The sequence below is a fragment of the Bacillus sp. F56 genome (assembly GCF_001748205.1).
In the GTDB taxonomy this organism is placed as follows: Bacteria; Bacillota; Bacilli; order Bacillales; family Bacillaceae; genus Bacillus; species Bacillus stercoris.
Genome location: NZ_BDFC01000009.1, coordinates 275,695 through 300,632 on the forward strand (window position 1 = coordinate 275,695; position 24,938 = coordinate 300,632).

23 protein-coding genes, 1 pseudogene and 2 riboswitches are annotated in these 24,938 nt (G+C 43.8%); of the genes and pseudogenes, 7 read left to right on the top strand and 17 right to left on the bottom strand.

Going from position 1 to position 24,938, the window contains the following annotated elements; genetic code table 11:
* Positions 1-51 precede the first annotated feature (51 nt).
* The 15 genes from purB to mneS all read right to left on the bottom strand — a co-directional run bounded on the left by purB (position 52) and on the right by mneS (position 16,509).
* On the bottom strand, positions 52-1,347 hold the full coding sequence (purB, locus tag BFW96_RS16715) for an adenylosuccinate lyase (protein ID WP_003233955.1): 1,296 nt from the start codon (positions 1,345-1,347) through the stop codon (positions 52-54).
* Complete coding sequence (gene purK / locus BFW96_RS16720; RefSeq protein WP_069840068.1) at positions 1,344-2,486, bottom strand: 5-(carboxyamino)imidazole ribonucleotide synthase; 1,143 nt, start codon at positions 2,484-2,486, stop codon at positions 1,344-1,346. The genes purB and purK overlap by 4 nt, the downstream gene beginning before the upstream one ends.
* The gene (purE, locus tag BFW96_RS16725; RefSeq protein WP_014663058.1) at positions 2,479-2,967 is read right to left on the bottom strand and encodes a 5-(carboxyamino)imidazole ribonucleotide mutase; all 489 of its coding nucleotides are present in this window, start codon (positions 2,965-2,967) and stop codon (positions 2,479-2,481) included. Before purE ends, purK begins: the two co-directional genes overlap by 8 nt.
* Before the next feature lie 141 nt (positions 2,968-3,108).
* Positions 3,109-3,210, bottom strand: a riboswitch (purine riboswitch).
* Positions 3,211-3,289: 79 nt separating this feature from the next.
* Positions 3,290-3,487: an NETI motif-containing protein gene (locus BFW96_RS16730; RefSeq protein WP_003219403.1), complete on the bottom strand. Its 198-nt coding sequence runs from the start codon at positions 3,485-3,487 to the stop codon at positions 3,290-3,292.
* On the bottom strand, positions 3,487-4,041 hold the full coding sequence (locus tag BFW96_RS16735) for a DUF2179 domain-containing protein (RefSeq protein ID WP_009966729.1): 555 nt from the start codon (positions 4,039-4,041) through the stop codon (positions 3,487-3,489). The genes BFW96_RS16730 and BFW96_RS16735 overlap by 1 nt, the downstream gene beginning before the upstream one ends.
* 210 nt (positions 4,042-4,251) lie before the next feature.
* Positions 4,252-4,419, bottom strand: coding sequence for a Fur-regulated basic protein FbpA (locus BFW96_RS16740; protein ID WP_014663056.1), 168 nt, complete (start codon positions 4,417-4,419; stop codon positions 4,252-4,254).
* A 158-nt stretch (positions 4,420-4,577) separates the two neighbouring features.
* Positions 4,578-5,381: a hypothetical protein gene (locus BFW96_RS16745; RefSeq protein ID WP_069840069.1), complete on the bottom strand. Its 804-nt coding sequence runs from the start codon at positions 5,379-5,381 to the stop codon at positions 4,578-4,580.
* A 210-nt stretch (positions 5,382-5,591) separates the two neighbouring features.
* The gene (gene pbuG, locus BFW96_RS16750) at positions 5,592-6,914 is read right to left on the bottom strand and encodes a hypoxanthine/guanine permease PbuG (protein WP_040083966.1); all 1,323 of its coding nucleotides are present in this window, start codon (positions 6,912-6,914) and stop codon (positions 5,592-5,594) included.
* A 134-nt stretch (positions 6,915-7,048) separates the two neighbouring features.
* Positions 7,049-7,150, bottom strand: a riboswitch (purine riboswitch).
* A gap of 147 nt (positions 7,151-7,297) precedes the next feature.
* Entirely contained in the window at positions 7,298-8,764 is a 1,467-nt protein-coding gene (locus tag BFW96_RS16755) for a DUF4179 domain-containing protein (RefSeq protein WP_069840070.1), read from the bottom strand.
* Positions 8,746-9,279, bottom strand: coding sequence for a sigma-70 family RNA polymerase sigma factor (locus BFW96_RS16760; RefSeq protein ID WP_017695646.1), 534 nt, complete (start codon positions 9,277-9,279; stop codon positions 8,746-8,748). Before BFW96_RS16760 ends, BFW96_RS16755 begins: the two co-directional genes overlap by 19 nt.
* A gap of 108 nt (positions 9,280-9,387) precedes the next feature.
* On the bottom strand, positions 9,388-10,929 hold the full coding sequence (gene guaA, locus BFW96_RS16765; protein ID WP_069840071.1) for a glutamine-hydrolyzing GMP synthase: 1,542 nt from the start codon (positions 10,927-10,929) through the stop codon (positions 9,388-9,390).
* Positions 10,930-11,091: 162 nt separating this feature from the next.
* Positions 11,092-13,305: a transglutaminase TgpA family protein gene (locus tag BFW96_RS16770; RefSeq protein WP_069840072.1), complete on the bottom strand. Its 2,214-nt coding sequence runs from the start codon at positions 13,303-13,305 to the stop codon at positions 11,092-11,094.
* Positions 13,306-13,326: 21 nt separating this feature from the next.
* On the bottom strand, positions 13,327-14,523 hold the full coding sequence (locus BFW96_RS16775) for a DUF58 domain-containing protein (RefSeq protein WP_069840073.1): 1,197 nt from the start codon (positions 14,521-14,523) through the stop codon (positions 13,327-13,329).
* A complete protein-coding gene (locus BFW96_RS16780; RefSeq protein WP_040083971.1) occupies positions 14,523-15,485 on the bottom strand; it encodes an AAA family ATPase in 963 nt (320 codons plus the stop codon). The genes BFW96_RS16775 and BFW96_RS16780 overlap by 1 nt, the downstream gene beginning before the upstream one ends.
* Before the next feature lie 151 nt (positions 15,486-15,636).
* Positions 15,637-16,509: a manganese transporter MneS gene (gene mneS / locus BFW96_RS16785; protein WP_069840074.1), complete on the bottom strand. Its 873-nt coding sequence runs from the start codon at positions 16,507-16,509 to the stop codon at positions 15,637-15,639.
* Between the two features lie 398 nt (positions 16,510-16,907).
* On the opposite strand from mneS, the gene gabP reads away from it, so the two are divergent.
* The 6 genes and pseudogenes from gabP to BFW96_RS16820 all read left to right on the top strand — a co-directional run bounded on the left by gabP (position 16,908) and on the right by BFW96_RS16820 (position 21,923).
* Complete coding sequence (gene gabP, locus BFW96_RS16795; RefSeq protein ID WP_069840075.1) at positions 16,908-18,317, top strand: GABA permease; 1,410 nt, start codon at positions 16,908-16,910, stop codon at positions 18,315-18,317.
* Between the two features lie 151 nt (positions 18,318-18,468).
* On the top strand, positions 18,469-20,010 hold the full coding sequence (gene cotA / locus BFW96_RS16800; RefSeq protein WP_069840076.1) for an outer spore coat copper-dependent laccase CotA: 1,542 nt from the start codon (positions 18,469-18,471) through the stop codon (positions 20,008-20,010).
* 161 nt (positions 20,011-20,171) lie between these two features.
* Positions 20,172-20,429, top strand: a pseudogene (locus BFW96_RS21285) (DUF4003 family protein); the annotation flags it as partial.
* 43 nt (positions 20,430-20,472) lie between these two features.
* Positions 20,473-21,288, top strand: coding sequence for an alpha/beta fold hydrolase (locus BFW96_RS16810; RefSeq protein ID WP_069840078.1), 816 nt, complete (start codon positions 20,473-20,475; stop codon positions 21,286-21,288).
* 82 nt (positions 21,289-21,370) lie between these two features.
* Positions 21,371-21,580 carry a cold-shock protein gene (locus BFW96_RS16815; protein ID WP_003234008.1) on the top strand — a complete coding sequence of 70 codons (210 nt, stop codon included), beginning with the start codon at positions 21,371-21,373 and terminating at the stop codon, positions 21,578-21,580.
* Between the two features lie 184 nt (positions 21,581-21,764).
* Positions 21,765-21,923, top strand: coding sequence for a hypothetical protein (locus BFW96_RS16820; protein WP_040083974.1), 159 nt, complete (start codon positions 21,765-21,767; stop codon positions 21,921-21,923).
* A 32-nt stretch (positions 21,924-21,955) separates the two neighbouring features.
* On the opposite strand, the gene BFW96_RS16825 is transcribed toward BFW96_RS16820, so the two are convergent.
* Complete coding sequence (locus BFW96_RS16825) at positions 21,956-23,002, bottom strand: YncE family protein (RefSeq protein WP_069840079.1); 1,047 nt, start codon at positions 23,000-23,002, stop codon at positions 21,956-21,958.
* Positions 23,003-23,067: 65 nt separating this feature from the next.
* Positions 23,068-23,439, bottom strand: coding sequence for a cell wall metabolism protein WalM (gene walM, locus BFW96_RS16830; protein WP_004397746.1), 372 nt, complete (start codon positions 23,437-23,439; stop codon positions 23,068-23,070).
* A 437-nt stretch (positions 23,440-23,876) separates the two neighbouring features.
* On the opposite strand from walM, the gene bdhA reads away from it, so the two are divergent.
* Positions 23,877-24,917: a (R,R)-butanediol dehydrogenase gene (gene bdhA / locus BFW96_RS16835; RefSeq protein ID WP_069149081.1), complete on the top strand. Its 1,041-nt coding sequence runs from the start codon at positions 23,877-23,879 to the stop codon at positions 24,915-24,917.
* Positions 24,918-24,938: the final 21 nt, after the last annotated feature.

The window sequence follows — 24,938 nt, forward strand, 5'->3', positions numbered from 1 at the left end:
TTGGGAATTTTCAAACTGCGGCAGCTTAGAAGAAGCCGCTAAAAGCTTCTTCTATGCTAAACCTAAACGTTCAAAGATCAGATCAACATTTTTCAGATGGTAGTTGTAATCAAAGCAGTCAGCAATTTTTTCCGGAGAAAGACGTGACGTAATTTTCTCTTCCGCTTCCACAAGCTCACGGAACGGCACTTGTTTTTCCCACGCTTCCATTGCTTTCGGCTGAACAGTATCATAGGCTTCTTCACGTGTCAGGCCTGTGTCGATCAAAGCAAGCAGCACACGCTGAGAATAGATAAGGCCTAGAGTGCGGTCCATGTTGCGCTTCATGTTTTCCGGGAAGACCGTTAAGTTTTTCACGATGTTGGAGAAGCGGTTCAGCATATAGTTCAGCGCAATTGTCGCATCCGGAAGAATAATCCGTTCTGCTGAAGAATGAGAAATATCGCGCTCATGCCATAATGGAACATTTTCGTAAGCTGTCATCATGTAGCCGCGGATCACGCGCGCCATGCCTGTCATGTTTTCAGAGCCGATCGGATTTCGTTTATGCGGCATTGCAGATGAACCCTTTTGCCCTTTCGCGAAAAATTCCTCAACTTCACGTGTTTCACTCTTTTGCAATCCGCGGATTTCCACAGCGAATTTCTCGATGCTTGTCGCGATTAAAGCAAGTGTTGCCATATAGTCAGCATGACGGTCACGCTGAAGGGTTTGAGTTGAAATTGGTGCTGCTTTCAATCCGAGCTTCTCACAGACATATTGCTCAACAAATGGATCAATGTTCGCATATGTGCCGACAGCGCCGGAAATCTTTCCAACCTCGATGCCTGCTTTGGCTTGTTTAAAACGCTCAAGATTACGTTTCATTTCTTCATGCCAAAGCGCAAGTTTTAAGCCGAATGTTGTAGGCTCAGCGTGTACGCCGTGTGTGCGCCCCATCATGACTGTGTATTTATGTTCTTTTGCTTTTTCTTTAATAATGTCAACAAATCTCTCAAGATCCTTGAGCAGAATATCGTTTGCCTGTTTTAATAAGTAGGAAAGAGCCGTATCAACAACATCAGTTGACGTTAAGCCGTAGTGCACCCATTTTCTTTCTTCGCCCAGTGATTCGGAAACGGCGCGTGTAAAAGCGACAACGTCATGGCGCGTGTCCTTTTCGATTTCTAAAATGCGGTTGATGTCAAATGACGCGTTCTCGCGCATAACTTTTACATCTTCTTTCGGAATGACGCCAAGCTCTGCCCACGCTTCACAGGCAAGAATCTCTACCTCCAGCCATGCTTGAAATCTGTTTTCGTCCGTCCAAATCGCAGACATTTCAGGTCTTGAATAACGTTCGATCATTCTGCTTGTCCTCCGTCTCTATTCATCCATTTATTTGTGATCTCCTGAATCCATTCGTCTTCAGGCTGCTTCATAAATGTAATATGCCCCATTTTGCGGCCTTTTTTGATTTCATGTTTTCCATATATATATAGCTTTGCCTCTTTTAAAAGATCCGGGTCTTCCTCAACAAGCTTTACTTCATTGCCGAGAAGATTCACCATCATGCCCGGCTTCAGCAAATCTGTCTTGCCAAGCGGGAGCCCGCATACCGCTCTGATATGCTGTTCAAACTGGCTCGTCTCGCAAAGGTCCAGCGTATAATGCCCAGAATTGTGCGGTCTTGGCGCCAGTTCATTAACCAAAAGCTCTCCGTCCTCTGTCAGGAACATCTCAACAGCAAGCGGCCCAACAAGATTGAGCTCATCAGCAAGCTTAACGGCCAGCTCAGCAGCCTTCTGCTGAATCTCTTCCCCGACCCGTGCAGGCACAATGCTTTGGAAAAGAATATTGTTGTGGTGAATGTTTTCAGCTGCCGGAAATGTTGAAACTTCTCCGTTTACCGATCTGACGACAATCACTGACAATTCCATTTTAAAAGAAACCCAGCTTTCAAGAATACAGGTTCCGTGTTCTAAAAGAGCGGCTGCCTGCTCCATTTGCGCCTCTTTTTTTATCACAAATTGGCCTTTGCCGTCGTACCCGCCGCGGCATGTTTTCAGCACTGCGGGTAACCCGAGCTCCTGTACCGCCTGTTTCAATTCCTTCTGTGTTTTGACTATGCTGTACGGGGCGACTTCACAGCCCGCGGCTTGAATTGCTTTTTTCTCTGTTTCACGGTTTTGGGTAATGAGCAGCAGCTCACTTCCTTGCGGGAGATACGCATGGTCTTTCAGCCAATGCAGCGCATCATAGTCAATGTTTTCAAACTCATATGTGATGATATCGCTGATTTCAGCCAATTGTCGAATCGCTTCACGGTCATTATAATGAGCGGTAATTTCGACATCCGCAACCTGCCCGCACGGCGAATCTTTCACAGGATCAACGACCGCGACTTTATACCCCATTTGTTTGGCGGATACAGCCATCATTTTCCCAAGCTGGCCGCCGCCAATTATGCCGATTACAGCTCCCGGATAGATGATTTGTTTAGACAAGCTGATCACTGCTTTCTAACACCGTCTGTTTTGTATTTTCTCTTCTCTCATCCAGCTTACGGGCAAGATCTTCGTCAAAAGCTGACAAAATTTGCGCCGCTAACAGGCCTGCGTTCACTGCGCCAGCTTTGCCTATGGCTGTCGTCGCAACAGGTACGCCTCCAGGCATTTGGACGATGGATAGCAGTGAATCCATGCCGTTCAGCGCCTTGGACTGAACCGGCACTCCAATGACCGGAAGCGTTGTTTTCGCCGCCGTCATCCCCGGCAGATGCGCCGCTCCTCCGGCACCGGCGATAATCACCTTGATGCCTCTTTCTCTGGCGGTTTCAGCGTATTCAAACATGAAATCAGGCGTCCTGTGAGCGGAAACGACCTTTTTTTCGTATGGAACATTAAGTTCGTCAAGTATGTCGCATGCGTGTTTCATTGTCTCCCAATCGGAAGTGCTTCCCATGATGATTCCTACTAGCGGCTGCATTCTGTTCCCACCTTCTAATGCTTTAGTTTTCAGAAAATAAAAAATACCCGAATTTGCATTGCACTTATGAGGAAGCAATACAAACCGGGCATGGTACATGTATCGTCAGTCGTTCGCTTCTGCGATATATCCATGTCAGTTTTATCGATCACTTTCCTGCATAGTCCGGCAATTTACGGTTGCCGGGTAGAAACTTATGGGCCATATTCCCAAGATTATATGAGGTCGTGTTTTGATTTCATGTTTATCTTAACAACGGACATGGATAATGTCAACGATATTATCGAACGATACAAAAATTCATTCTAATAATGTTCGTGTTTTAGATCAATTTCCCTTCAAATACGATTTTTTTCCCGCACGGAACGATCTGAATTGACCCATTTTCCTTTTTTTCCATAAAAATAGGCTCTTCCATTCGCCTTACAGGCAGATAACCTTCTTCTTTCATTTGCTGAAGCACCGCATCAATCGTTTGCTGCTCTGTCACTTCAAACTTTTTCTTCTTCGGCTTTGCCATTATTCTTTAATTCTCCTCTTCTTAACCGCTTTGACCCAGAAGCCCCCGTGGATTGTTTTTGGTTCGTACGCAATAATAAAGGCCTTTGAATCAAGTGTTTTAATCGTATCATATAGCTGGAGTTCATATCTTCTCGGCGTCAGAATCTGAAGGGCTGTACGGTCACCTTCAAGTCCGCCGGCCACCCAGTTTGTCACGCCGTAGCCTTTTTCACGGAGCTGCTTCGGAAGATCAAGATCGAGCTCCTTCGTAATGACGTTGACCATAATATAGCCAAGCGCCAATTTTTCTTCTATTTTCATGCCGACAATCACGCCAAGACCGTAACCGAGCGCGTACGCGATCACGTTTTGAATCTGGTCTAGGTTGTCAAGCACAAGACTCAGCCCTGTCACATAAACCAGTATTTCAATCGTGCTGATGCCGGCCGCTAAATAACGCTGTCCTTTCAGCGTTAATATCATTCTTATCGTAAAAAATGACACATAGACAATATTAATAATGAGAATTATGAGAACCATGGCTATCCCATTTGATAAGATGGTTTGCATCATTTTATTTCATCCCCCTACTCTTCAGCTTGCATAAAGCATTCATATTCTACTAGAGAAATGAGTCGTTTACAATGAGCCGAGGCCCAAAGCCTAAGGAAAATATTTCGACACGCTTTATGAGGTTAAACAGTAGTAGTTTACCCGCTTTCTCACCTTTTCAAAATCAAAAAAAGCCCGCTTTTCAGCAGACTCACCTCTTCTCATCTATTGTCAGATCTCTTTTTTCATTTTCAGAAGGGACTTGTATTCTTTCTCAAGCTCACTAAGCGTGTAGTGAGCCAGCTGTTCCCCTCTTCCCTGATAAAATTCCGAGAGCAGTAATTTGGTTTTTAAAAATTGCTTCTTTTGATTAATTGCGCGGCGAAGTACTTCAGCCATGTCCATCATCCTCCTTCAATATAAAGGTTTTTGCGCTGGACGTTTACAGCATTTTCCCCATCATACACGGGTTAATCCTACAAATCAACTATGTTTTTTAGATATATTTGTAAAAAGTGTGACATGAAAAAACCGGCTGCTTTGAGCCGGTTTTTTCATTAAAGCGGAATCAGCGATGCTGTGAAATATTCAGAAATAAACGGCCAAGTCACTGCCGTAAACAGCAGGGCTACCGCCACCACCGCCAATACACAATAGATATAATCAATCGGCGCATCTTCTGCCGCCTGGTACACCCGCTGTACATACAGCGCGATGATAAAAAAGATGGAAAACAGGATCAGCACCGTAAACAGAACTGTCAGCATCGGGATATTCACGATCGCAAAGATCAGCCATATAATTGAAACAGCTATCACCGGTACAAGCAATGAACCCAATACGGCAGCCGCTTCTCTGAACGTCACCTTCTGCTTCATCATGTAGCGGGAGACAGCCCATATAGCAAAGACCATTACCGCGAAAAAGATCAGCAAATACACTAGAACAACTAAAAACCCGTCATAGAAAGCATGATGGCGTTCTCCGAAACCGAGCGGCCGGTTCCAGCTCGCCTTTAACTGAAACCAGTTCCCAATTGAAAAGATCACACTGAATATAAGCATTGAAATCAGACCGTACTTATAATGAGAAAAACCATCCGCTATGACGGTTTTCGCCGGTGATTTTAAAATCGAGAATGCAAAACCGCAGTATCTGTTGATGGCTGCCCATACAGACGCAAGCTTGTCTTTAACAGCCGATTCACCGCGTTCCTGGCGCGGTTTCTGCTTTTGTTTTTGCTTCTGCTTGCTTTGGCGGCTTGCCTTTCTAGACATTCTCGATAGCGGTTCTTCATCTGCATCTATTCTTTCACTCTGGTTAATTTCTTCTTCAAACGTTTCTTTTCTTTCTTCCGTCATGTCAGCAACTCCTATCAAAAAAATACGGCGGAATACCATTCAGCAAGAAAATAAAACACTTATATAAGGTACCGAAGCCTTCCTGAACAGTCAAGTCATTTCCATTTAAGTAAAGCATGGCTTCACATCTACATGACGGTATATCGTATGAAATGGTTTTATCTTTTGCAACAAAAAAACCAGCTGCACCGGCAGCTGGTTTTTCATTCCTTATTTTAAGAAGATAAAGTACAGGACAAATACAACAAACAGCCCGTACATGATTGGATGAACCTCTTTGGCTTTTCCTTTGCACACCATCGTAATCGGATAGAAAATAAATCCGATGGCAATACCAGTTGCAATGCTGTACGTTAACGGCATCATGATCATGGTAAGGAAAGCAGGAACGGCCACCTCGAACTTATCCCAAGCGATTTTGCCAAGCGGCGCCACCATCAATGCACCAACAATAATAAGCGCCGGCGCTGTTACATTTGACGTGACGACCGATAGGAGCGGCGAGAAAAACGTGGCCAGTAAAAAGAGAATCCCTGTTACAATTGCGGCAAATCCTGAACGGGCACCCGCAGCGACACCTGAGCTTGATTCCACGTAAGAAGTTGTTGTAGACGTACCAAGCACAGCACCGATCACAATCGAAGATGAATCAGCTAAAAGCGCACGGCCCGCTCGCGGCAATTTGTTTTCCTTCATTAAACCAGCTTGTGTTGCCACAGCAACAAGTGTACCAGCTGTATCAAAAAATCCGACAAACAAGAATGTTAAAATAACGATCAGCATTTGTACGGAGAAAATATCAGGAAGGTGAATCCACGCTTGTCCGAAAGTCGGCGCAAGGCTCGGCACACTGCCGATAATCTGAGTCGGAACCGGAACCAAACCGAAAATCATGCCGGCAACCGCTGTTAACAGCATCCCGATAAACACGCCTGCGTTCACGCGAAGCACCATTAAAATAACTGTTACAATCACACCGAAAATGGTTAACAGCACAGGACCGCTGTGAATGTTTCCGATCGTGACGAGCGTAGAAGGATTTGCAGTAATGATTCCTGATCCTTGTAGGCCAACGAATGTAATAAACAGGCCGATCCCCGCACCGACTGCTAATTTCAGCTCAGGCGGAATGGCGTTGATGATTTTTTCACGAAAACCTGTTAAAGAAAGAGCAACGAAAATAAGACCTGAAATAAAAACACCAGACAAAGCTGCCTGCCATGAAATGCCCATACCAAGGACAACAGAAAACGCAAAAAACGCATTCAGCCCCATACCGGGCGCGATGGCGATCGGATATCTCGCTATTAATCCCATTAAGATACATCCTGCTGCAGACGCCAGCGCTGTCGCCGTAAAGACCGCACCTTGGTCAATTCTCAGCGCCTCCGGAAAATCTTTCACGCTGTCCAAAGCAAGCGTAATCGGATTGACGAACAAAATATATGCCATAGACAAAAAAGTCGTTAATCCGCCAATGATTTCATTGCGATAGCTGGTGCCCAGCTCATCAAACTGAAAATACTTTTTCAAGCTATTTGACTCCCTTCACTCTTTGCTATTTATCCTGCCCTGAAATCGCCAAATAAAAAACGCCCCAATAATTTTGGGACGCTTGACTACAGACGGATTTCAGTTCGAATAAATAAACGTGTTTTATTTATATCAAACGAAAGAAATGTTTACGTAGTCAAGCCATTTACGGTAGCTTGGTAGAAACTTGCGAGCCATATCCCCGCGATTATACGAATTCATCTTATTTGATTTCTGTGTCTATTGTACCAAGTTCATTTTGAAATGACAATATAAATAACGAACATTACTTATTAAAAAAATTGGTTTATTCGTCTATTGACTAAATGGGCAACAATGATAAAAACCGTATGTATGACAACATACGGCTTTTCGACTTATGATTATTTTTTTTCGGTAGGCTGACTCACCTGATGAACTGGTACAGTAAACGAGATTGGCTTTTGTTGAATCAGGTGATTTAAAACGCTCTTATCAATATACAAGCCGTACTCATTAAACTCAAAATGCTTTAAAGACAGCTTATCATTATAATCATCATCAAGTTCAAAAGTAGATACCATTTCCGCTTTGTTCATATTTTTCACTTTAGCTATATTTGCTTTCAAATAATAACCTTCTTCATAATCACCCACTGGATCAGGCCAAGATTGCATTTTTTTCGAATCACCAAGGCCAATCGTTTCACCGATATTCACTAAGTCATTTTCATTCATGCTTGAGGTATCAATTCCAGTGAAGCGATAATGAACCAATACTTTCCTCCCTTTTTGGTTAATGTTATTGATTTCAATCCCTATGTTTTGATGGTTTGTTTCTGAAATATGAAACGGCATCTCTGCATTTAGCGGGACGATTTCACTGTCCTCTGCCTCAGATTTAATATTTGCTATTAATGTTAGCTTTTTTGCCTTTGGATTAATTGGTGATTCTAACTGTGTTTGTCCTTTTGCTCTTACCGTTCTCTCGTTTACTTTTTTGCGGTCTCCAAGTTGGATGTTTGACGCTGTCATCTCATATGTGTTCCCTAAATCATCTTTGACTTCGTTAATTTCAACCGTATCATGCTTTGCTACGCCTTGATAATCGATTGTAAATTGAAGGACAGATCCGAGCTTTCCGTTCTCCACTTGAATATTGGAAAATTGATAACGATTGTGTTGCACTGATACCACTTTCGAGCTTTCTAAATAACTAGCATTCTTTTTGGTAATAGGCAGTTTGAATCTCCAATTTCCCTGTATTTCATTGATGTGAGTAATCACAAAAGGCACGGTATCCCCATTATTTATTTCTGTCCCTTTTGTATAAAGCCTTAATTGACCAGCATATTGTTTGTTATTTAATTTTTTGAGCATTAAGGAATCGTAGTTAATTGAAAAATTATTGTTAAAACTCGCTTTACTCACATTATAACTGAGCTCTTTTTCATCAGACTGGAGGTTATCAACAGTAAAGTTATACACAAGCTGCCCGGCATCGTAATACGAGCTGTTTACCGAAACAGTGATTCCCCTTGACTCAGCTTTTTCATTCAAAGCTGTGACCAGATTGCTTTTAAACAATGATAGGCCAACTTTATCTTGAAACTCCTTATAAATTTGGCCGACAATGGGTATGCTCCCCATCGCTTTGTTTACAGAAGGCAGAAAAAGACCGGACGTTAAATACAGTATACCTACCACAGCAGCAACAGCGATTCCATTTGTAATAGTTCGTGCCCATTTAAAACGGCGCCTTGTGTTACTCACATTTTCAGCACGAACAACAGCTTGATGTATTGCTTTTTTTAGCGCTGTCTTAGGCACTTCAATGTCATCAAATATCTGCTTCATTTGGTGTTTGTCCATTTGTTTTGATCCTCCTTTTCCAGCTCCTGTTTCAATGCTTTTCTCGCTCTATGTAAATGGGTTTTAATTGTGCCTTCTGCCATTCCTGTTTGTTCAGCTATCATTGAAATCGAATAATCTTGAAAATAATAGAGCTGTATCGTGAGCTGAACATGTTCATCAAGTAAATCAATCGCATTTCGCAAGTCTATGTATTCCTCAATATTTGCTTGATTGGTTCCAGCATCATGATGTTTCTCAAATGGAACCAAATCTCCTTTCTTTTTATTCATGGCAAAAATGGTATGAATCAATATTCGAGTAAGCCACGTTAAAAAATACTTTGGCTCTTTTAGTTTTTCTATACTGATAAAAGCTTTATAAGCTGTTTCCTGTACAGCATCAAGTGCATCTTCTTTATTTCTTAAATAAAGATAAGCGGTTTTATATAAAGTTTCCTGATGTGCCAGCATAAGCTTTTCAAAGGCCCGAGCATTTCCTTTTCTCGCCTTTGTAATCAATCTTTCTTCCTTCACCTTATCCACCTCCTATGTTGTTAGATACGAAAACTGCCGAAACGGTTTCAAAAAGTTAACAAAAAACGCCCCTTTTGAAAAAGGGACGTTTTTCTCATTGTTATTTACTTATTCCCACTCAATCGTCGCAGGCGGCTTGCTTGTAATATCGTACACCACGCGGTTAATGTGCTTCACTTCGTTTACGATACGTGTCGAAATGACTTCAAGCACATCCCACGGGATACGCGCCCAGTCAGATGTCATGCCGTCGATTGATGTAACGGCGCGGATTCCGATTGTGTAATCATATGTTCTTGCGTCACCCATAACACCAACGCTGCGGATGTCAGGAAGAACAGTGAAGTATTGCCAGATATCACGCTCTAAGCCGTGATTTGCAATTTCTTCACGCAAGATTGCATCTGATTCACGAACGATTTCTAGTTTTTCTTCTGTTACTTCGCCAAGAACGCGGATTCCGAGTCCCGGTCCTGGGAACGGCTGGCGCCACACGATTTCATCCGGAATGCCGAGCTCTGTGCCAAGCGCGCGCACTTCGTCTTTGAAGAGCGTGTTTAACGGCTCGATCAGCTCAAACTGCATGTCTTCAGGAAGCCCGCCGACATTGTGGTGAGATTTGATCGTTTGCGCCGTTGCGGTACCGCTCTCGATGATATCTGTGTAAAGCGTACCTTGTGCAAGGTAGTCGATGCCTTTGAGCTTGTCCGCTTCATCATCGAATACGTAAATGAATTCATTACCGATGATTTTGCGTTTTTGCTCAGGATCAGAAACGCCTTTTAGTTTATTTAAGAATCGATCTTGTGCGTCTACTTTAATCACGTTCATGTTAAAGCCTTCGCTGAATGTTTTCATAACACCCTCAGCTTCGCCTTTACGGAGAAGACCATGGTCTACAAAGATACAAGTCAGCTGGTCGCCGATCGCTTTATGAATCAAAACAGCAACAACAGAGGAATCAACGCCGCCGCTTAGCGCGCAAAGAACCTGTTTGTCTCCGACCGTTTCACGGATTTTTTGCATTTCGATTTCGATAAAGTTCTCCATTGACCATTCGCCTTCGCATTCGCAAACACCGAATACAAAGTTTTTCAGAAGATCATTGCCGTATTCAGAGTGGCGCACTTCCGGGTGGAACTGAACGCCGTACCATTTTTTGTCTACTTTGCTCATTGCTGAGTTCGGGCAGTGATGGCTTGTCGCGTCAACAGTGAAGCCTTCAGGAACTTCTACAACCAAATCGCCGTGGCTCATCCAAACCACTTGTTCATTCGGAAGATCTCTGAACAAATCAGGTGTGCCTTCGATGTGGATGTTTGCTTTTCCGTATTCACGCTGGCTTGCCGCTTCAACTTTACCGCCAAGGTAATGAGTCATCAGCTGCATGCCGTAGCAAATTCCCAATACAGGAATATCAAGCTCGAAGATTTTCTCGTCACAGCGGAAAGAGTTTTCATCATACACACTGTTTGGACCGCCGGATAAAATAATTCCTTTTGGATTCATTTTTTTAATTTCTTCAGCCGTCAATGTATGTGGATGCAGCTCGCTGTATACACCGAATTCACGGATACGGCGTGTAATCAGCTGGTTATACTGACTGCCGAAATCAAGGACAAGAATCATTTCATTCACTAACTTTGTCATGGTTGTCACCTAATCTCCTCTAAGTTTTTTGACACAGAAAAAAACGAGGACAGATATGAAGCTCGCTCCGCCCTCTTTGGCAAGGCCGTTTGCCGGAGTCAGGCCAACTCGCTCCCAGACTCCGATAATATTCACTAATTCTAACAACACGTCGATAAGTGGTCAAGACCATCTTCTTTTAATTAAATTTTCCCATAACTCTCTCGAATCATTCCATAGCGCCGAAGAATCTTCATTTCTGTAAAGCGCCCTTTCATAGCTTAATGTCAGCTTTGACATGTCTTCTATGTCGTATTTTTCATCGATTCTTTTCGCATAATCACGCAGCGTTTCACTGTCTCGTTTCGGCAGTCCTTTTCTCTTCAGTTGTTTCAGCAGTGCGCCATATGCCTCAAAAAACGCGTGCTGATCGCTGCGCCGCTTCAATTTCCTCACAGCGAAAACAGGAATCCATAACGAACGGAAAGCATACAGCAATACCGCTGCCACCAGGAGGACTGCAAGAACCACAAGCGCTGCATACCAGCCTGCACCGGCATTTGTATGCGAAGCGGACGGCTTTTTAGAAACAGCCGACTCCCGCTTTTCCTTTTGGTTTACCTCTTTTTGCGGCTGTTTTTTCTCTTCTTTCTGTTTCTCTTTTGTTTTCTTCAGCGAGCTGCTGTTATCGCTGCCGGAGTCCTTTGTTTCAGAAGAAGTAAATTGGGCCGGATTTGTAAACCCTTTAGTCGGCTCAAATGTAACCCAGCCCTGTTCCGGGAAATACACCTCTACCCAGGAATGGGCATTGTTATTTGTCACTTCGTAGATGCTGCCATTTTTGTTTCCTGCTTCTTTGTATTCGCCGGACGTATAACCCTTTACCCAGCGGGCCGGAATGCCGGCCGAGCGCAAGAGCACCACCATGGCGGAAGAAAAGTTATCACAATAACCCATTTTCGTTTCAAACAGAAATTGATCGACATAATCCTCATCATTCTTAGGAATGGTCACGTTTTCTGTTTCATATGTGAACGCATTTGACCCTAAATAGTCCTCAACCGCTTTCACCTTATCAAACATATTGTCGTGATCCTGAGTCAGTTTGATCGCAAGGGTTCTCACCCGCTCTGGCAGTGAATCTGGAAGCTGCATGTAGCGATCGCTGAATGTGTACTCCTCACTGTTTTTTCTCACTTTTACCTTTCTCAGTTCATCCAGCTTATAGACCGGGGAATTGTACGCTACTTTATAATTCCCCATATTTCTGATTTCACCGGCTTGTTCACTGATCGGAGAAATTTGCTCCGTGTTGCCGTTCATTTCAAGTGAGACAGCCTGCTTTGGCTGAATGGTGACCGCACCAATCGGATACATCAAATGGTTGTACCCATAGTGCTTATCAACCTTTACACGGACTGTGCGGCGCTCTGTTGCCACTTTATGGTCAAACCACAGATTTTCCACTTTTCCTCCGCTAAGCTGATATGACATGCCTGTGTCTGTTTCAACCCAGCCTTTCCCGGTATACGTATCCTTCGTTTCCACACGGAAATACGTCCGCTCTTTTCCCTGCCATGTAAAAACGGGTGTAGCATCCTGCTGGAACGGGCCGCCGAGTGATTCATCATGATTCCCGTATCCGATTTTGCTTTCCCCTGCAGACACCCGGTCTTGATGAGTGATTTTTTTAAGAAAAGGCACCGGATCAGGCCAGGCCGGATCTGATTTTGGAGCGGCGAGCCCGAATCCCACTGCAGCCAAAACCAATACAGATAAAGGAAGAAACCATTTTAGGACAGATGTTTTTGGCAGTGTGATTCTTTCCATCAGCTTAATGCGTTCTAAGTATAAAAGGCCCAGCATAAAGAAGCCGATCAGCACGATACGGATGACGGCAAAAGTGGCATCATATGGCGTAAAGGTATCAAGAATCGTAATATACGCTACTGTCATCATAAAGAAAAACAAAATTCTTCTCTGGTAAATCACCCAATAATGCAGGAGATAGACCAGCAGCCACAGCAGCACAAAAAACAGCAGGGTCCGAAAAGAAGGAATCATGTCATTCCATTGCCCTGATTGAATCAGCGTGATATTCAGATAGATATCCTGCAAAAAAGAGCTGACCCAGCTCAAGTCGAATATAGATCCTTGATAAAACAGGATGTGTATCGAGAGCAATGTAAATAAGATACAAAAAGGAACGGTGACAAACCACCTCATCCGGAAAAAAGTCAGCAAAAACGTCAAGCCGATAAAGACAATAAAAAAGCCCGTATGTTTCGTTTCAGTAAAACTGTTGAGCGGTCTGAGCCACTCCCACAGCAATAAAAAAGCCAGAAAATAAAATAACAGCAAGCTCAAACGGCTTCCCTTCTGATCATCGTGCGGCATGTGAACCCGTCACCTCTCTTTCTAAACAACACGCGAAACTCGTCCGCCCCTCATGACCTGAACTCTGATTTGGCGTTTCATCATGCGTTCAATCACGATATTTTCAGCTTGAGAAAGCTCAGCATCTTTCTCTTTTGCCAGTATCACCGTAACCCGGCCGCCTCCGATTTCTGCGAGGTGCAGCAGATCTTCCGTTACCTGTCCTGTGACGACCACTTGATCGGCTTGGCGAACAGATGGCTTTCCCAGCTCCTCCCGTACATATCGGCTTATCGGGTCAGCCGCATTACAATGAACCACTGCTAAATGCCGAAGCATGTGCTTAAAATGCTCATCCCCTTCCTGAATAGGGAAAATGTTTTTTTCCTTTCCGACGGAAGCCAATCCTGCGCCCGCTCCGTTTTTTAAAACAGAATAAAGGATCGAAGCAGTCGCTGAAACGACCTCTTCGAATGCTTCAGAGGGAAAACGGTCCATCAGAAGAAACAGATTTTTGCTTCGGGAAGGTTCAAATTCCTTCGTCATCAGCTGGCTCCGCCGTGCAGAAGTCTTCCAATCTAATGCAGCAAACCGGTCTCCCGGCTGATAATTCCGCACACTTGCTGCGACTGAGGAATGGTGCTGATGAATAGGAGAAGAACCGCTTACACCGTCTTCCTGATGCCTCTCATTCACCTGATAGGAAAAACGCTGAAAGGATGGATAAACAAACAGGATATCTCCCAGCTCAAAAAATGCTGTTTTTTCAATCAATCCAAGAACATCTCCGGTTCGCACCCTGACAGCATGAAGGTGATGCTCTCCGCGCGGTACCCGAGCTAATTCATACGACATCGTCATACTCCGTTTAAACCAAGGAAAAACGAGCCGTTTGGCCGCAGCTTCGTCTCGCTTCAAGGACTCAATTCCTTCTGGCAGGCAATCTTCAATCACCATATACATCAGGGGAAACGGCAGCTTCCGTCTCAGCGTAATCGTCACGCCCAGCCTGTCCCCCGCATGCAATTGTGTTTTATCCATCTGCCGTGAAGCCTGAAATGAGCGGAGCGGATACAATGCCAGCAGCCCGGCATACAAGACAAAAGGGAAAAACGCGTAAAACAAAAACCAGCTGACAAAGCCGCCCTGAAACATCGCATAAGAAAAAACAGCAGCCGTCAATAAAGTTAATATTATCAGCTTCCAACCATATACAAGCCATTGCCAATTCTTATTCATCAGCGGACCGACGACCTTTGAACCGGCACCTTCACAGCTGACATGATCTCCCCTACGATCGCTTCTGCCTGAATCCCTTCAAATTTTGCCTCAGGATGAAGCATCATCCGGTGCGGCAGCGTGAAAGGAGCTAAATATTGAATATCATCCGGGATGACATAGTCGCGATGATGCAGCAGCGCGTAGGCCTGTGCCGCTTTCATGAGAGCGATTGAGCCGCGCGGACTGACACCTAATTGAACAGAGGGATGCTGTCTCGTTTTCTGCACGATTTCAACGATATATTCTTTAATACTGTCATCGGCACGGACATTTTGCACTTCCCGCTGCAAACGGATGAAATCTTCTCTAGTAATAACCGGCTCAAGCGTCTCAATCGGATGGCTTTTTTCCTGAAGAGATAAGACATCAAGCTCTTCATTAAAGGACGGATACCCCATCCGAAGTTTGAATAAAAAACGGTCAAGCTGGGCTTCCGGCAAAGGATAGGTCCCTTCATATTCGACCGGGTTTTGCGTTGCCATCACAAAAAACGGAGCGGCAAGCGGCATCGTATGGCCATCTACCGTTACGCTTCCCTCTTCCATCGCTTCAAGCAAAGCCGACTGTGTCTTCGGAGAGGTACGATTGATTTCATCGGCCAGCACGATATTTCCCATAATCGGACCGGGACGATATTCAAATTCCATCGTTTTTGCATTATAGATAGATACCCCTGTTACATCAGATGGCAGCAAATCCGGAGTGAATTGGATTCTTTTGAAATCGGCGCTGATTGACTTCGCCAGCGCGCGGACCATCATCGTTTTTCCGACTCCGGGTACATCCTCAAGCAGCACATGCCCTTTGGCAAGAAGGGCTGCTAAGCTGAGTATGGCGATGTCTCGTTTTCCAACCATTACTCTATTAATATGTTCAACTGCTTTCCCCAGCAAAGGATGCAGGTCCTCTTGATATGCCATTCTTTTCCTCCTATTTATCTACAAAATTCATCATATCGTAACCTAACTTTACCACAAAAAGAGATTTGTATAAAAAAACGATTCTAGCAAATTGTTTCCAACCCAAGCAGAAGAAATCACGCAAAAAAGCTTCCTATGACAGGAAGCTCCATTATTTTTGTTCCAAAGGCTCCATATGAACATGTGAATAGTCAATCGCATGCTCCTCCTTCATCCTCCGCTCAATTTCATTGGCTATATCGTGGCTTTCCGTAATATTTAAATCTGCCGATACCTCAACCACTACATCAACATGAACCGTACTGCCCAAGTATCTTGCTTTTATGTCTTTTAAACGGCTCACACCGGAGATTTTTTCAATCGTCTGTTTATAAGCTGAAATGTCCTTTGTATCGAATCCATCTGTCAAAGAGTGAGATGACTCTTTAAAAATATCCCATGCGGTCTTGCAAATGAGAAGACCTATCACAAACGCAGTGACCGTATCGATCCAAGCCAGATGGAATTGAGCAGCCACAATGCCGATAAACGTGCCGATACTGACGAACGCATCTGATTTATTATCAGCAGCCGCAGCAAGGAGCGCCTGGCTCTTTACCTTCTTGGCCAGCCTTTTATTGTACTGGTAAACGACCAGCATCAGTGCTGCCCCGCCTGCTGCCGTCCAAGCCGCGATCATATCCGGCGTCTCTTGCTTAGCAGAAAAAATAGATTCTCCGGCATTGAACAGCACTTGCAAACCGACAACCATCATAATAAAGGATGCGATAAGCGATGCAATCGTTTCCGCCCGAAAGTGGCCGTATGGATGATCTTCGTCAGGAGGTTTTTGAGAGATGCGCAGGCCGATCAGAACAGCAACAGAAGCAATAATGTCCGTTGTGTTATTTAACCCGTCTGCCGTAAGTGCTTCCGAGTGAAAAAAATAACCGATGATCAGTTTAATCGCGGAAAGGACAAGATACGCAGCAATACTGACCAGCGCCCCGGATTCGCCTTTTTTCAATTCATCATACCTCTCCATACAAAAACCTCCTCTCCGCTCACGTTTTCCTATGATTATCATACAAAGCTGAACCGCAGTGGGTCTACAGAAACATGATTCACCTGCCACAGAAAAATAGTGATGATGGAACACTTTTTCTCTAATCCAATTTATTGTGACTCTAAAAAGCCCTTTAAACCTAATGAAAATCTACACATTAGCGATCCTTAGAATTGGAAATATCAAACAAACTTGCAAAAGTGAATTATAAACGAAATATTCATTCCTATATTTTATGAAAGCGCAAACAAATCACTACAAATTTGAAATAAAACGTTATATTTTCTCACATGAATTTTCGACAAACTGTATATTTATGATAGAGTTTCAATTATCATAATATTCAGTAATGATTTCATTCTTAAAGGAGGTAACTTATGAACCAGTCTCAACCAGGATTAAAAAAAGAATTAAAGACGCGCCATATGACAATGATTTCGATCGCCGGCGTCATCGGTGCCGGGCTATTTGTAGGCAGCGGTTCAGTGATTCACTCGACCGGTCCCGGTGCGATTGTTTCTTACGCGTTGGCCGGATTATTGGTGATTTTTATTATGAGAATGCTCGGTGAGATGTCTGCCGTAAACCCGACGAGCGGATCGTTTTCTCAATACGCTCACGACGCCATCGGACCGTGGGCAGGATTTACAATCGGCTGGCTGTACTGGTTTTTCTGGGTGATCGTTATCGCGATCGAAGCCATTGCCGGTGCTGGCATTATTCAATACTGGTTCCATGATATTCCGCTCTGGCTGACAAGTTTGATTTTGACGATTGTGCTCACCCTGACAAACGTCTACTCCGTTAAGTCTTTCGGTGAGTTTGAGTATTGGTTCTCCCTCATTAAAGTTGTGACCATCATTGCTTTTCTAATCGTTGGTTTTGCCTTTATTTTTGGCTTTGCACCGGGCAGTGAGCCAGTCGGTTTTTCGAATATTACAGGCAAAGGCGGGTTTTTCCCGGAAGGCATCAGCACTGTACTGCTCGGCATTGTCGTTGTCATCTTCTCTTTTATGGGAACTGAAATCGTTGCCATTGCAGCAGGAGAAACATCCAACCCGATCGAATCTGTGACAAAAGCAACCAGATCCGTTGTATGGCGCATCATCGTCTTTTACGTGGGCTCTATCGCCGTAGTCGTGGCGCTCTTGCCATGGAATTCAGCAAATATTTTAGAAAGCCCTTTCGTCGCTGTACTTGAGCATATAGGAGTGCCGGCAGCCGCACAGATCATGAACTTTATCGTCCTCACAGCCGTACTCTCTTGCCTGAATTCAGGTTTGTACACCACATCCAGAATGCTATATTCACTTGCAGAAAGAAACGAGGCACCGCGCCGTTTTATGAAATTGAGCAAAAAAGGCGTTCCTGTACAAGCTATTGTAGCCGGAACATTTTTCTCTTATATCGCGGTCGTAATGAACTATTTCTCACCGGATACTGTCTTTCTATTTTTAGTCAACTCATCAGGCGCAATCGCTTTACTCGTCTACCTTGTCATCGCTGTTTCCCAGCTGAGAATGCGGAAAAAACTCGAAAAAACAAACCCGGAAGCTTTGAAAATCAAAATGTGGTTTTTCCCTTTCCTCACTTACTTGACCATCATCGCCATCTGCGGAATTTTAGTGTCCATGGCGTTTATTGATTCCATGCGAGATGAGCTTCTGCTGACAGGTGTCATCACGGGAATCGTTCTGGCTTCTTACCTTGTGTTCAGAAAACGCAAGGTGGGCGAGAAAGTAGCTGCAAAGCCAGTCACACAGCAGCAGCCCGATATCCTGCCTTAACGCTGATCAAATCCTAAACGGCCTGCCGTTTAGGATTTTGTTATTTTCTTCATTAGGCAGTCTTCAGCACGAAGATTTTTTGTAACCATCACGTCCTTATTGTCATTAACTATAATACCAATTTGGAAAATTTAAATAAGGACAGATGAAAATGACACTTGAAAAATTTGTGGATGCTCTCCCAATCCCAGATACACTAAAGCCAGTGCAGCAATCAAAAGAAAAAACATACTACGAAGTCACCATGGAGGAATGCACTCATCAGCTTCACCGTGATCTCCCTCCGACCCGCCTGTGGGGCTACAACGGCTTATTTCCGGGCCCTACCATTGAGGTTAAAAGAAATGAAAATGTATATGTGAAATGGATGAATAATCTTCCTTCCACGCATTTCCTTCCGGTTGATCACACCATTCATCACAGTGACAGCCAGCATGAAGAACCCGAAGTAAAGACTGTTGTTCATTTACATGGCGGCGTCACGCCAGATGACAGCGACGGGTATCCGGAGGCTTGGTTTTCCAAAGACTTTGAACAAACAGGACCTTATTTCAAAAGAGAGGTTTATCATTATCCTAATCAGCAGCGCGGGGCTATATTGTGGTATCACGATCACGCCATGGCGCTCACCAGGCTAAATGTCTATGCCGGACTTGTCGGCGCTTATATCATTCATGATCCAAAGGAAAAACGCTTAAAACTGCCTTCAGGCGAATACGATGTGCCGCTTCTTATCACAGACCGCACGATCAATGAGGACGGTTCTTTGTTTTATCCGAGCGGACCGGAAAACCCTTCTCCGTCACTGCCTAATCCTTCAATCGTTCCGGCTTTTTGCGGAGAAACCATACTCGTCAACGGGAAGGTATGGCCATACTTGGAAGTCGAGCCGAGGAAATACCGATTCCGCGTCATCAACGCCTCCAATACAAGAACCTATAATCTGTCACTCGATAATGGCGGAGAGTTTATTCAGGTCGGTTCAGATGGAGGACTCCTGCCGCGATCTGTTAAATTGAATTCTTTCAGTCTTGCGCCTGCTGAACGTTACGATATCATCATTGACTTCACAGCGTATGAAGGAGAATCGATCATTTTGGCAAACAGCGCGGGCTGCGGCGGTGACGTCAATCCTGAAACAGATGCGAATATCATGCAATTCAGAGTCACAAAACCATTAGCGCAACAAGACGAAAGCAGAAAGCCGAAGTACCTCGCCTCATACCCTTCCGTACAGCATGAAAGAATACAAAACATCAGAACACTAAAACTGGCAGGAACCCAGGACGAATACGGCAGACCTGTCCTTCTGCTTAATAACAAACGCTGGCACGATCCTGTCACAGAAGCACCAAAAGCCGGCACAACTGAAATATGGTCCATTATCAACCCGACACGCGGAACACATCCGATTCACCTGCATCTGGTCTCCTTCCGTGTATTAGACCGGCGTCCGTTTGATATCGCCCGTTATCAAGAAAGCGGGGAATTGTCCTATACGGGTCCGGCTATCCCGCCGCCGCCAAGTGAAAAGGGATGGAAAGACACCATTCAAGCGCATGCGGGTGAAGTCCTGAGAATCGCGGCGACATTCGGGCCGTACAGCGGACGATACGTATGGCACTGCCATATTCTTGAGCATGAGGACTATGACATGATGAGACCGATGGATATAACTGATCCCAACAAATAACCCGACAAACTTGCCTCTAGCAGGCAAGTTTTTTTCTTTATGAAACCTTTGCCTCAATTTATCGTATTACGTAAAAACTGCAAAAGGAGCTGCTTTTTTTCTGAACACCATCTACACAAAACATTTCCATTTATGCTGAATGAAAATCAAAATGAAAATGAAAAGTTTCACACGATCAGATATTAATACTCATTTCCTCTGCATATATTGTGAATAAAAGAGAGTTTGATTTTCAGCGCTTTTATGATTTGAGCAGCGATATTAAATCAAACATCGGCAGCTTCACAACACTCAATTCACACCACTGCTTTACTATTGCTTCTATTCTGGCCATTCATTTTCAGCATGAGGCAAAACAAACATGTCATACTTTCATTGATGTATACAATGAAATGGTGAAACAGCCATTCAAGCGCAACAGCAGCCAGTCATACTCATGACGGAAACTAAGGGAGGAGAAATATGCCATACATCACATTAGAAGATCAGACACGCCTTTACTATGAAACACATGGGAGCGGGACACCGATCCTGTTTATACATGGGGTGCTGATGAGCGGACAATTTTTCCACAAACAATTTTCGGCGCTTTCTGCCAATTATCAATGTATTCGTCTTGATCTTAGAGGACACGGCGAATCTGACAAAGTGCTTCATGGACACACCATTTCCCAATACGCCCGTGACGTAAGGGAATTTCTAAACGCAATGGAGCTTGATCATGTCGTTCTTGCCGGCTGGTCAATGGGGGCCTTTGTCGTATGGGATTATCTCCATCAATTTGGGAATGATAACATACAAGCTGCTGTCATCATTGATCAATCTGCTTCCGACTATCAATGGGAGGGCTGGGAACACGGCCCGTTTGATTTTGACGGTTTAAAAACAGCGATGCACGCCATTCAGGCTGACCCGCTGCCATTCTACGAAAGCTTCATCCAGAATATGTTCGCAGAGCCGCCTGCCGAAACAGAAACAGAATGGATGCTGGCAGAAATCCTCAAACAGCCTGCCGCCATTTCAAGCACGATTTTATTTAACCAAACGGCTGCTGATTACCGCGACACTCTTCAAAACATTAGTGTGCCGACATTGCTGTGCTTCGGGGAAGACCGGAAATTTTTCTCTACCGCGGCTGGGGAACACTTGCACAGCCACATTCCAAACTCGACACTCGTCACCTTTTCTAAAAGCAGCCATTGCCCGTTTTTAGAAGAGCCCGGCGCTTTTAACAGCACACTCCTCTCCTTTTTAGATGGGCTGACTGGAAAGTCATAAAGAAAAAGGAATTAGGAGATTAGGGAAAAGTATGAGACAATAAGAAATGTGCAGTAAAATACATGAGGGAAGAAGTGACTTTATGTCTTACTATAACAAACGTAATCAAGAACCGCTGCCAAAAGAAGATGTGAGTACTTGGGAATGCACAAAAGAAGACTGTAACGGCTGGACCAGAAAGAACTTCGCCAGCAGTGATACGCCATTGTGCCCTTTGTGCGGAAGTAAAATGGTCGACGGCATCCGTTCATTAGTGAATCTCCAAAACAACAGTCAAACGAAAACAAGCTAGTTCTTCCCTATAACAAACGCAGTCTCCTGCAAGCAAACAAACCTCGAACGGAGACAAAATTCTATATTTCAGAATAAAGCCTCTCATGGCAAGAGGCCAAAAGGAAAGAAGCCCAAAACTGTAAACGTTTAGGGCTTTTTTGTTTGTTTTAATGGTATAATATGGATACAAAAGGAGTGATAACGTGATCTCAAACCAGCAGCAAAAAGACCTGCAAAAAAGAGCTGCGTTCAAAAAGCTGAACCTTGCAATGAACTCTTATGTTGAACTTCTGTTTTTGTCGATACCACTAATCCATTTTTTAAAATGGCTCGGATCATTAGCCCGGCACCTTGTCCATTAAAAAACCACTCAGCCTAAGCCGAGTGGTTTTTATTAGTTGATCACAGAAAAGCTATTAATGATGCCGTTCGGATTTTCCCATACTTTTTTGAAGGTCTTATTTTCAAGGTTATAGGAATAAATCGTCCGCACCTTAGCTTCACGCCCTGTTTCGTCCTTCAGCTTTTTAGCCCCCTTGGCTTCGGCAAGAAAATAAATATTCTTTCCATCCTTAGAGAACTGAGGCTGTGCGTCAATTAACAGCTTAAATGATTTTTGATTTGAGATGATGTTTTCATACTTTTTCGTATTCGCATTAAGCATCTGAATAGCAGCGGTTTGCTCCGTCCCTCTCTGCGTATATGATGTAAATAAAATACGTTTATCATCATCAGAAACAGCAATATCGCTGATAAATTGGTTTAGGCTTTTAAGCTCATTAAATTCATTTTGGCGGCCTTCCGCAAAATGAATCGTTGTTGGTTCAGGGTCGATGCCCTTTTCGTTTGCTTCATCTGTTTTCTTGTAGTCTTCTTCTACAGAATAATGAAGCAATGCAAATGAATCGTTTTTTGGGTTATAAAAGAAGCTGCTGACGGTGTCATCCTGATCATTAGCGGCAGGATAAATGTTTTTGTACTTCTTCGTTTTCAGATCAAAAGCGGCGATCCGGAAATTGCTTTCGTCCGCTTTTCCTAAACGGAAATAGATGGTTGAACGGTCCTTTGATAAAAACAAACTGTCCGCACTCTCCGCGCCTTTATAAAGCATCGTCTTTTTATTAGACTTTAGATCCAGCCTAAAAAGCCTCATTTCATTCTGATCATTATTGCCCGTATAATAGAGCACCTGCTGTTTTTGATCCAAGGTAAATGCCGGATAGCTGGTCAGCTTTTCCTCATGGATCACCTTGTCATTTTCATAATACTTTGTCAGCAGATCCGTATCTGTAATGGAAACCAGCAGCTCATCACCGCTTTCGGTATTGACTGTCACATCAGCAGCCTTCTGATGGCCTTTATCCTTTGCAACATAAAACGCAACCCCCGCGGCAGCTGCCGCTATTATCACTGCTAACAATAATATGATACTTTTTTTCATCTTTTATCTCCACCAATAGAAAAAGCAAGAATGTGACTTCTTGCTTTACAGATTATATATGTAAATTAATAGCTGTAATGCCCCGCTACCTTACCTTTGCTTAATGGATATCCAAGCGCTTTAAACGCTTTAGGACTTACATCAAGCACCGCATTAGGCATTCTGCCAACATCATTTTTATAAACCGTAATCACCTTTTTAGGCTTCGCTTTTGCATAAGCTCTGATTTTTGTTCCGTTTCTAGGAACATCAAATCCGATCTTGGTCGCACAATCCCAATGTCCAAGTTTCTTACCTGAAGAGCCTTTTTTCCCGACTCCATTATACCAAGTAATATTTCCGTTCACATGTTTCGCACTGGCATCTGATGAAAAACTCAAAGCTCCCAAAGTACTTCCTACTAAGATAAAAGCGGCTAAAATGACTTTCTTCAACATTTCGTCCCCCTGTTTGTTAACATCTAGGAAGATTATACACGATCAACCAGCTATTTTTTATTTCAATATCCTTACAGTAATGTTACAAAGTCAAAAAAGTTACCTCTGCTAAAATAAACCATGGAAGATTATCCTATTATAATAGCGGTATTAGCGTTATAATTATTAATAGAGTAGTTGTCGCATTCAATATGAACGAACCATTACCGTATTGTTCAAACCAAATTCATAGCTATGTAAACGATTGATACTCTCATATAAAGAAAAAAGAGTGTGCGAGACTCTTTCTTCTTCAAAGTTTCTTTTTTCAAAAAAACGTAGATTATATTATATAAAAATTTCATTTCTTTTTTGGTTTTAAAAATGGCGATTTTGTGAACAGTTCATATTGACCGGTGCGGAATTACTCACATCAAAAGTTATAGGAGTGGTAATCCATGAAGGCAGCAAGATGGCATAACCAAAAGGATATCCGTATTGAACATATTGAAGAGCCAAAAACGGAGCCGGGAAAAGTAAAGATCAAAGTCAAATGGTGCGGCATCTGCGGGAGTGATTTACACGAATATCTCGGCGGCCCGATCTTTATTCCGGTTGACAAACCGCACCCATTAACAAATGAAACAGCACCTGTCACAATGGGGCATGAATTCTCCGGTGAAGTTGTCGAAGTCGGAGAAGGCGTTGAAAATTATAAAGTTGGAGACCGCGTCGTAGTAGAACCGATTTTTGCTACACACGGCCACCAGGGCGCTTACAACCTTGATGAACAAATGGGATTCCTCGGCTTAGCCGGCGGAGGCGGCGGTTTCTCTGAATACGTCTCTGTAGATGAAGAGCTTTTATTCAAACTCCCTGAGGAATTATCATACGAACAAGGTGCGCTCGTTGAACCTTCAGCAGTCGCTCTATATGCTGTCCGCTCAAGCAAACTCAAAGCCGGCGACAAAGCGGCTGTATTCGGCTGCGGCCCGATCGGACTTCTTGTGATTGAAGCGCTGAAGGCTGCCGGTGCAACTGATATTTACGCTGTTGAGCTTTCACCTGAACGCCAGCAAAAGGCTGAGGAGCTTGGCGCGATCATCGTTGATCCGTCTAAAACAGACGATGTAGTCGCTGAGATTGCAGAACGTACAGGAGGCGGAGTTGACGTAGCATTTGAAGTCACTGGTGTTCCAGTGGTGTTGCGACAAGCCATCCAGTCCACTACAATTGCCGGTGAAACCGTCATCGTCAGCATTTGGGAAAAAGGTGCTGAAATCCATCCGAACGATATCGTCATCAAGGAACGTACAGTAAAAGGAATTATCGGATACCGCGACATCTTCCCGGCTGTATTGTCATTAATGAAAGAAGGCTATTTCTCAGCCGACAAACTTGTAACGAAAAAAATCGTGCTAGATGATTTGATTGAGGAAGGCTTCGGGGCTCTTATTAAAGAGAAAAGCCAAGTCAAAATCCTTGTCAGACCTAACTAATCAGCATAAAAAAGAATCCGC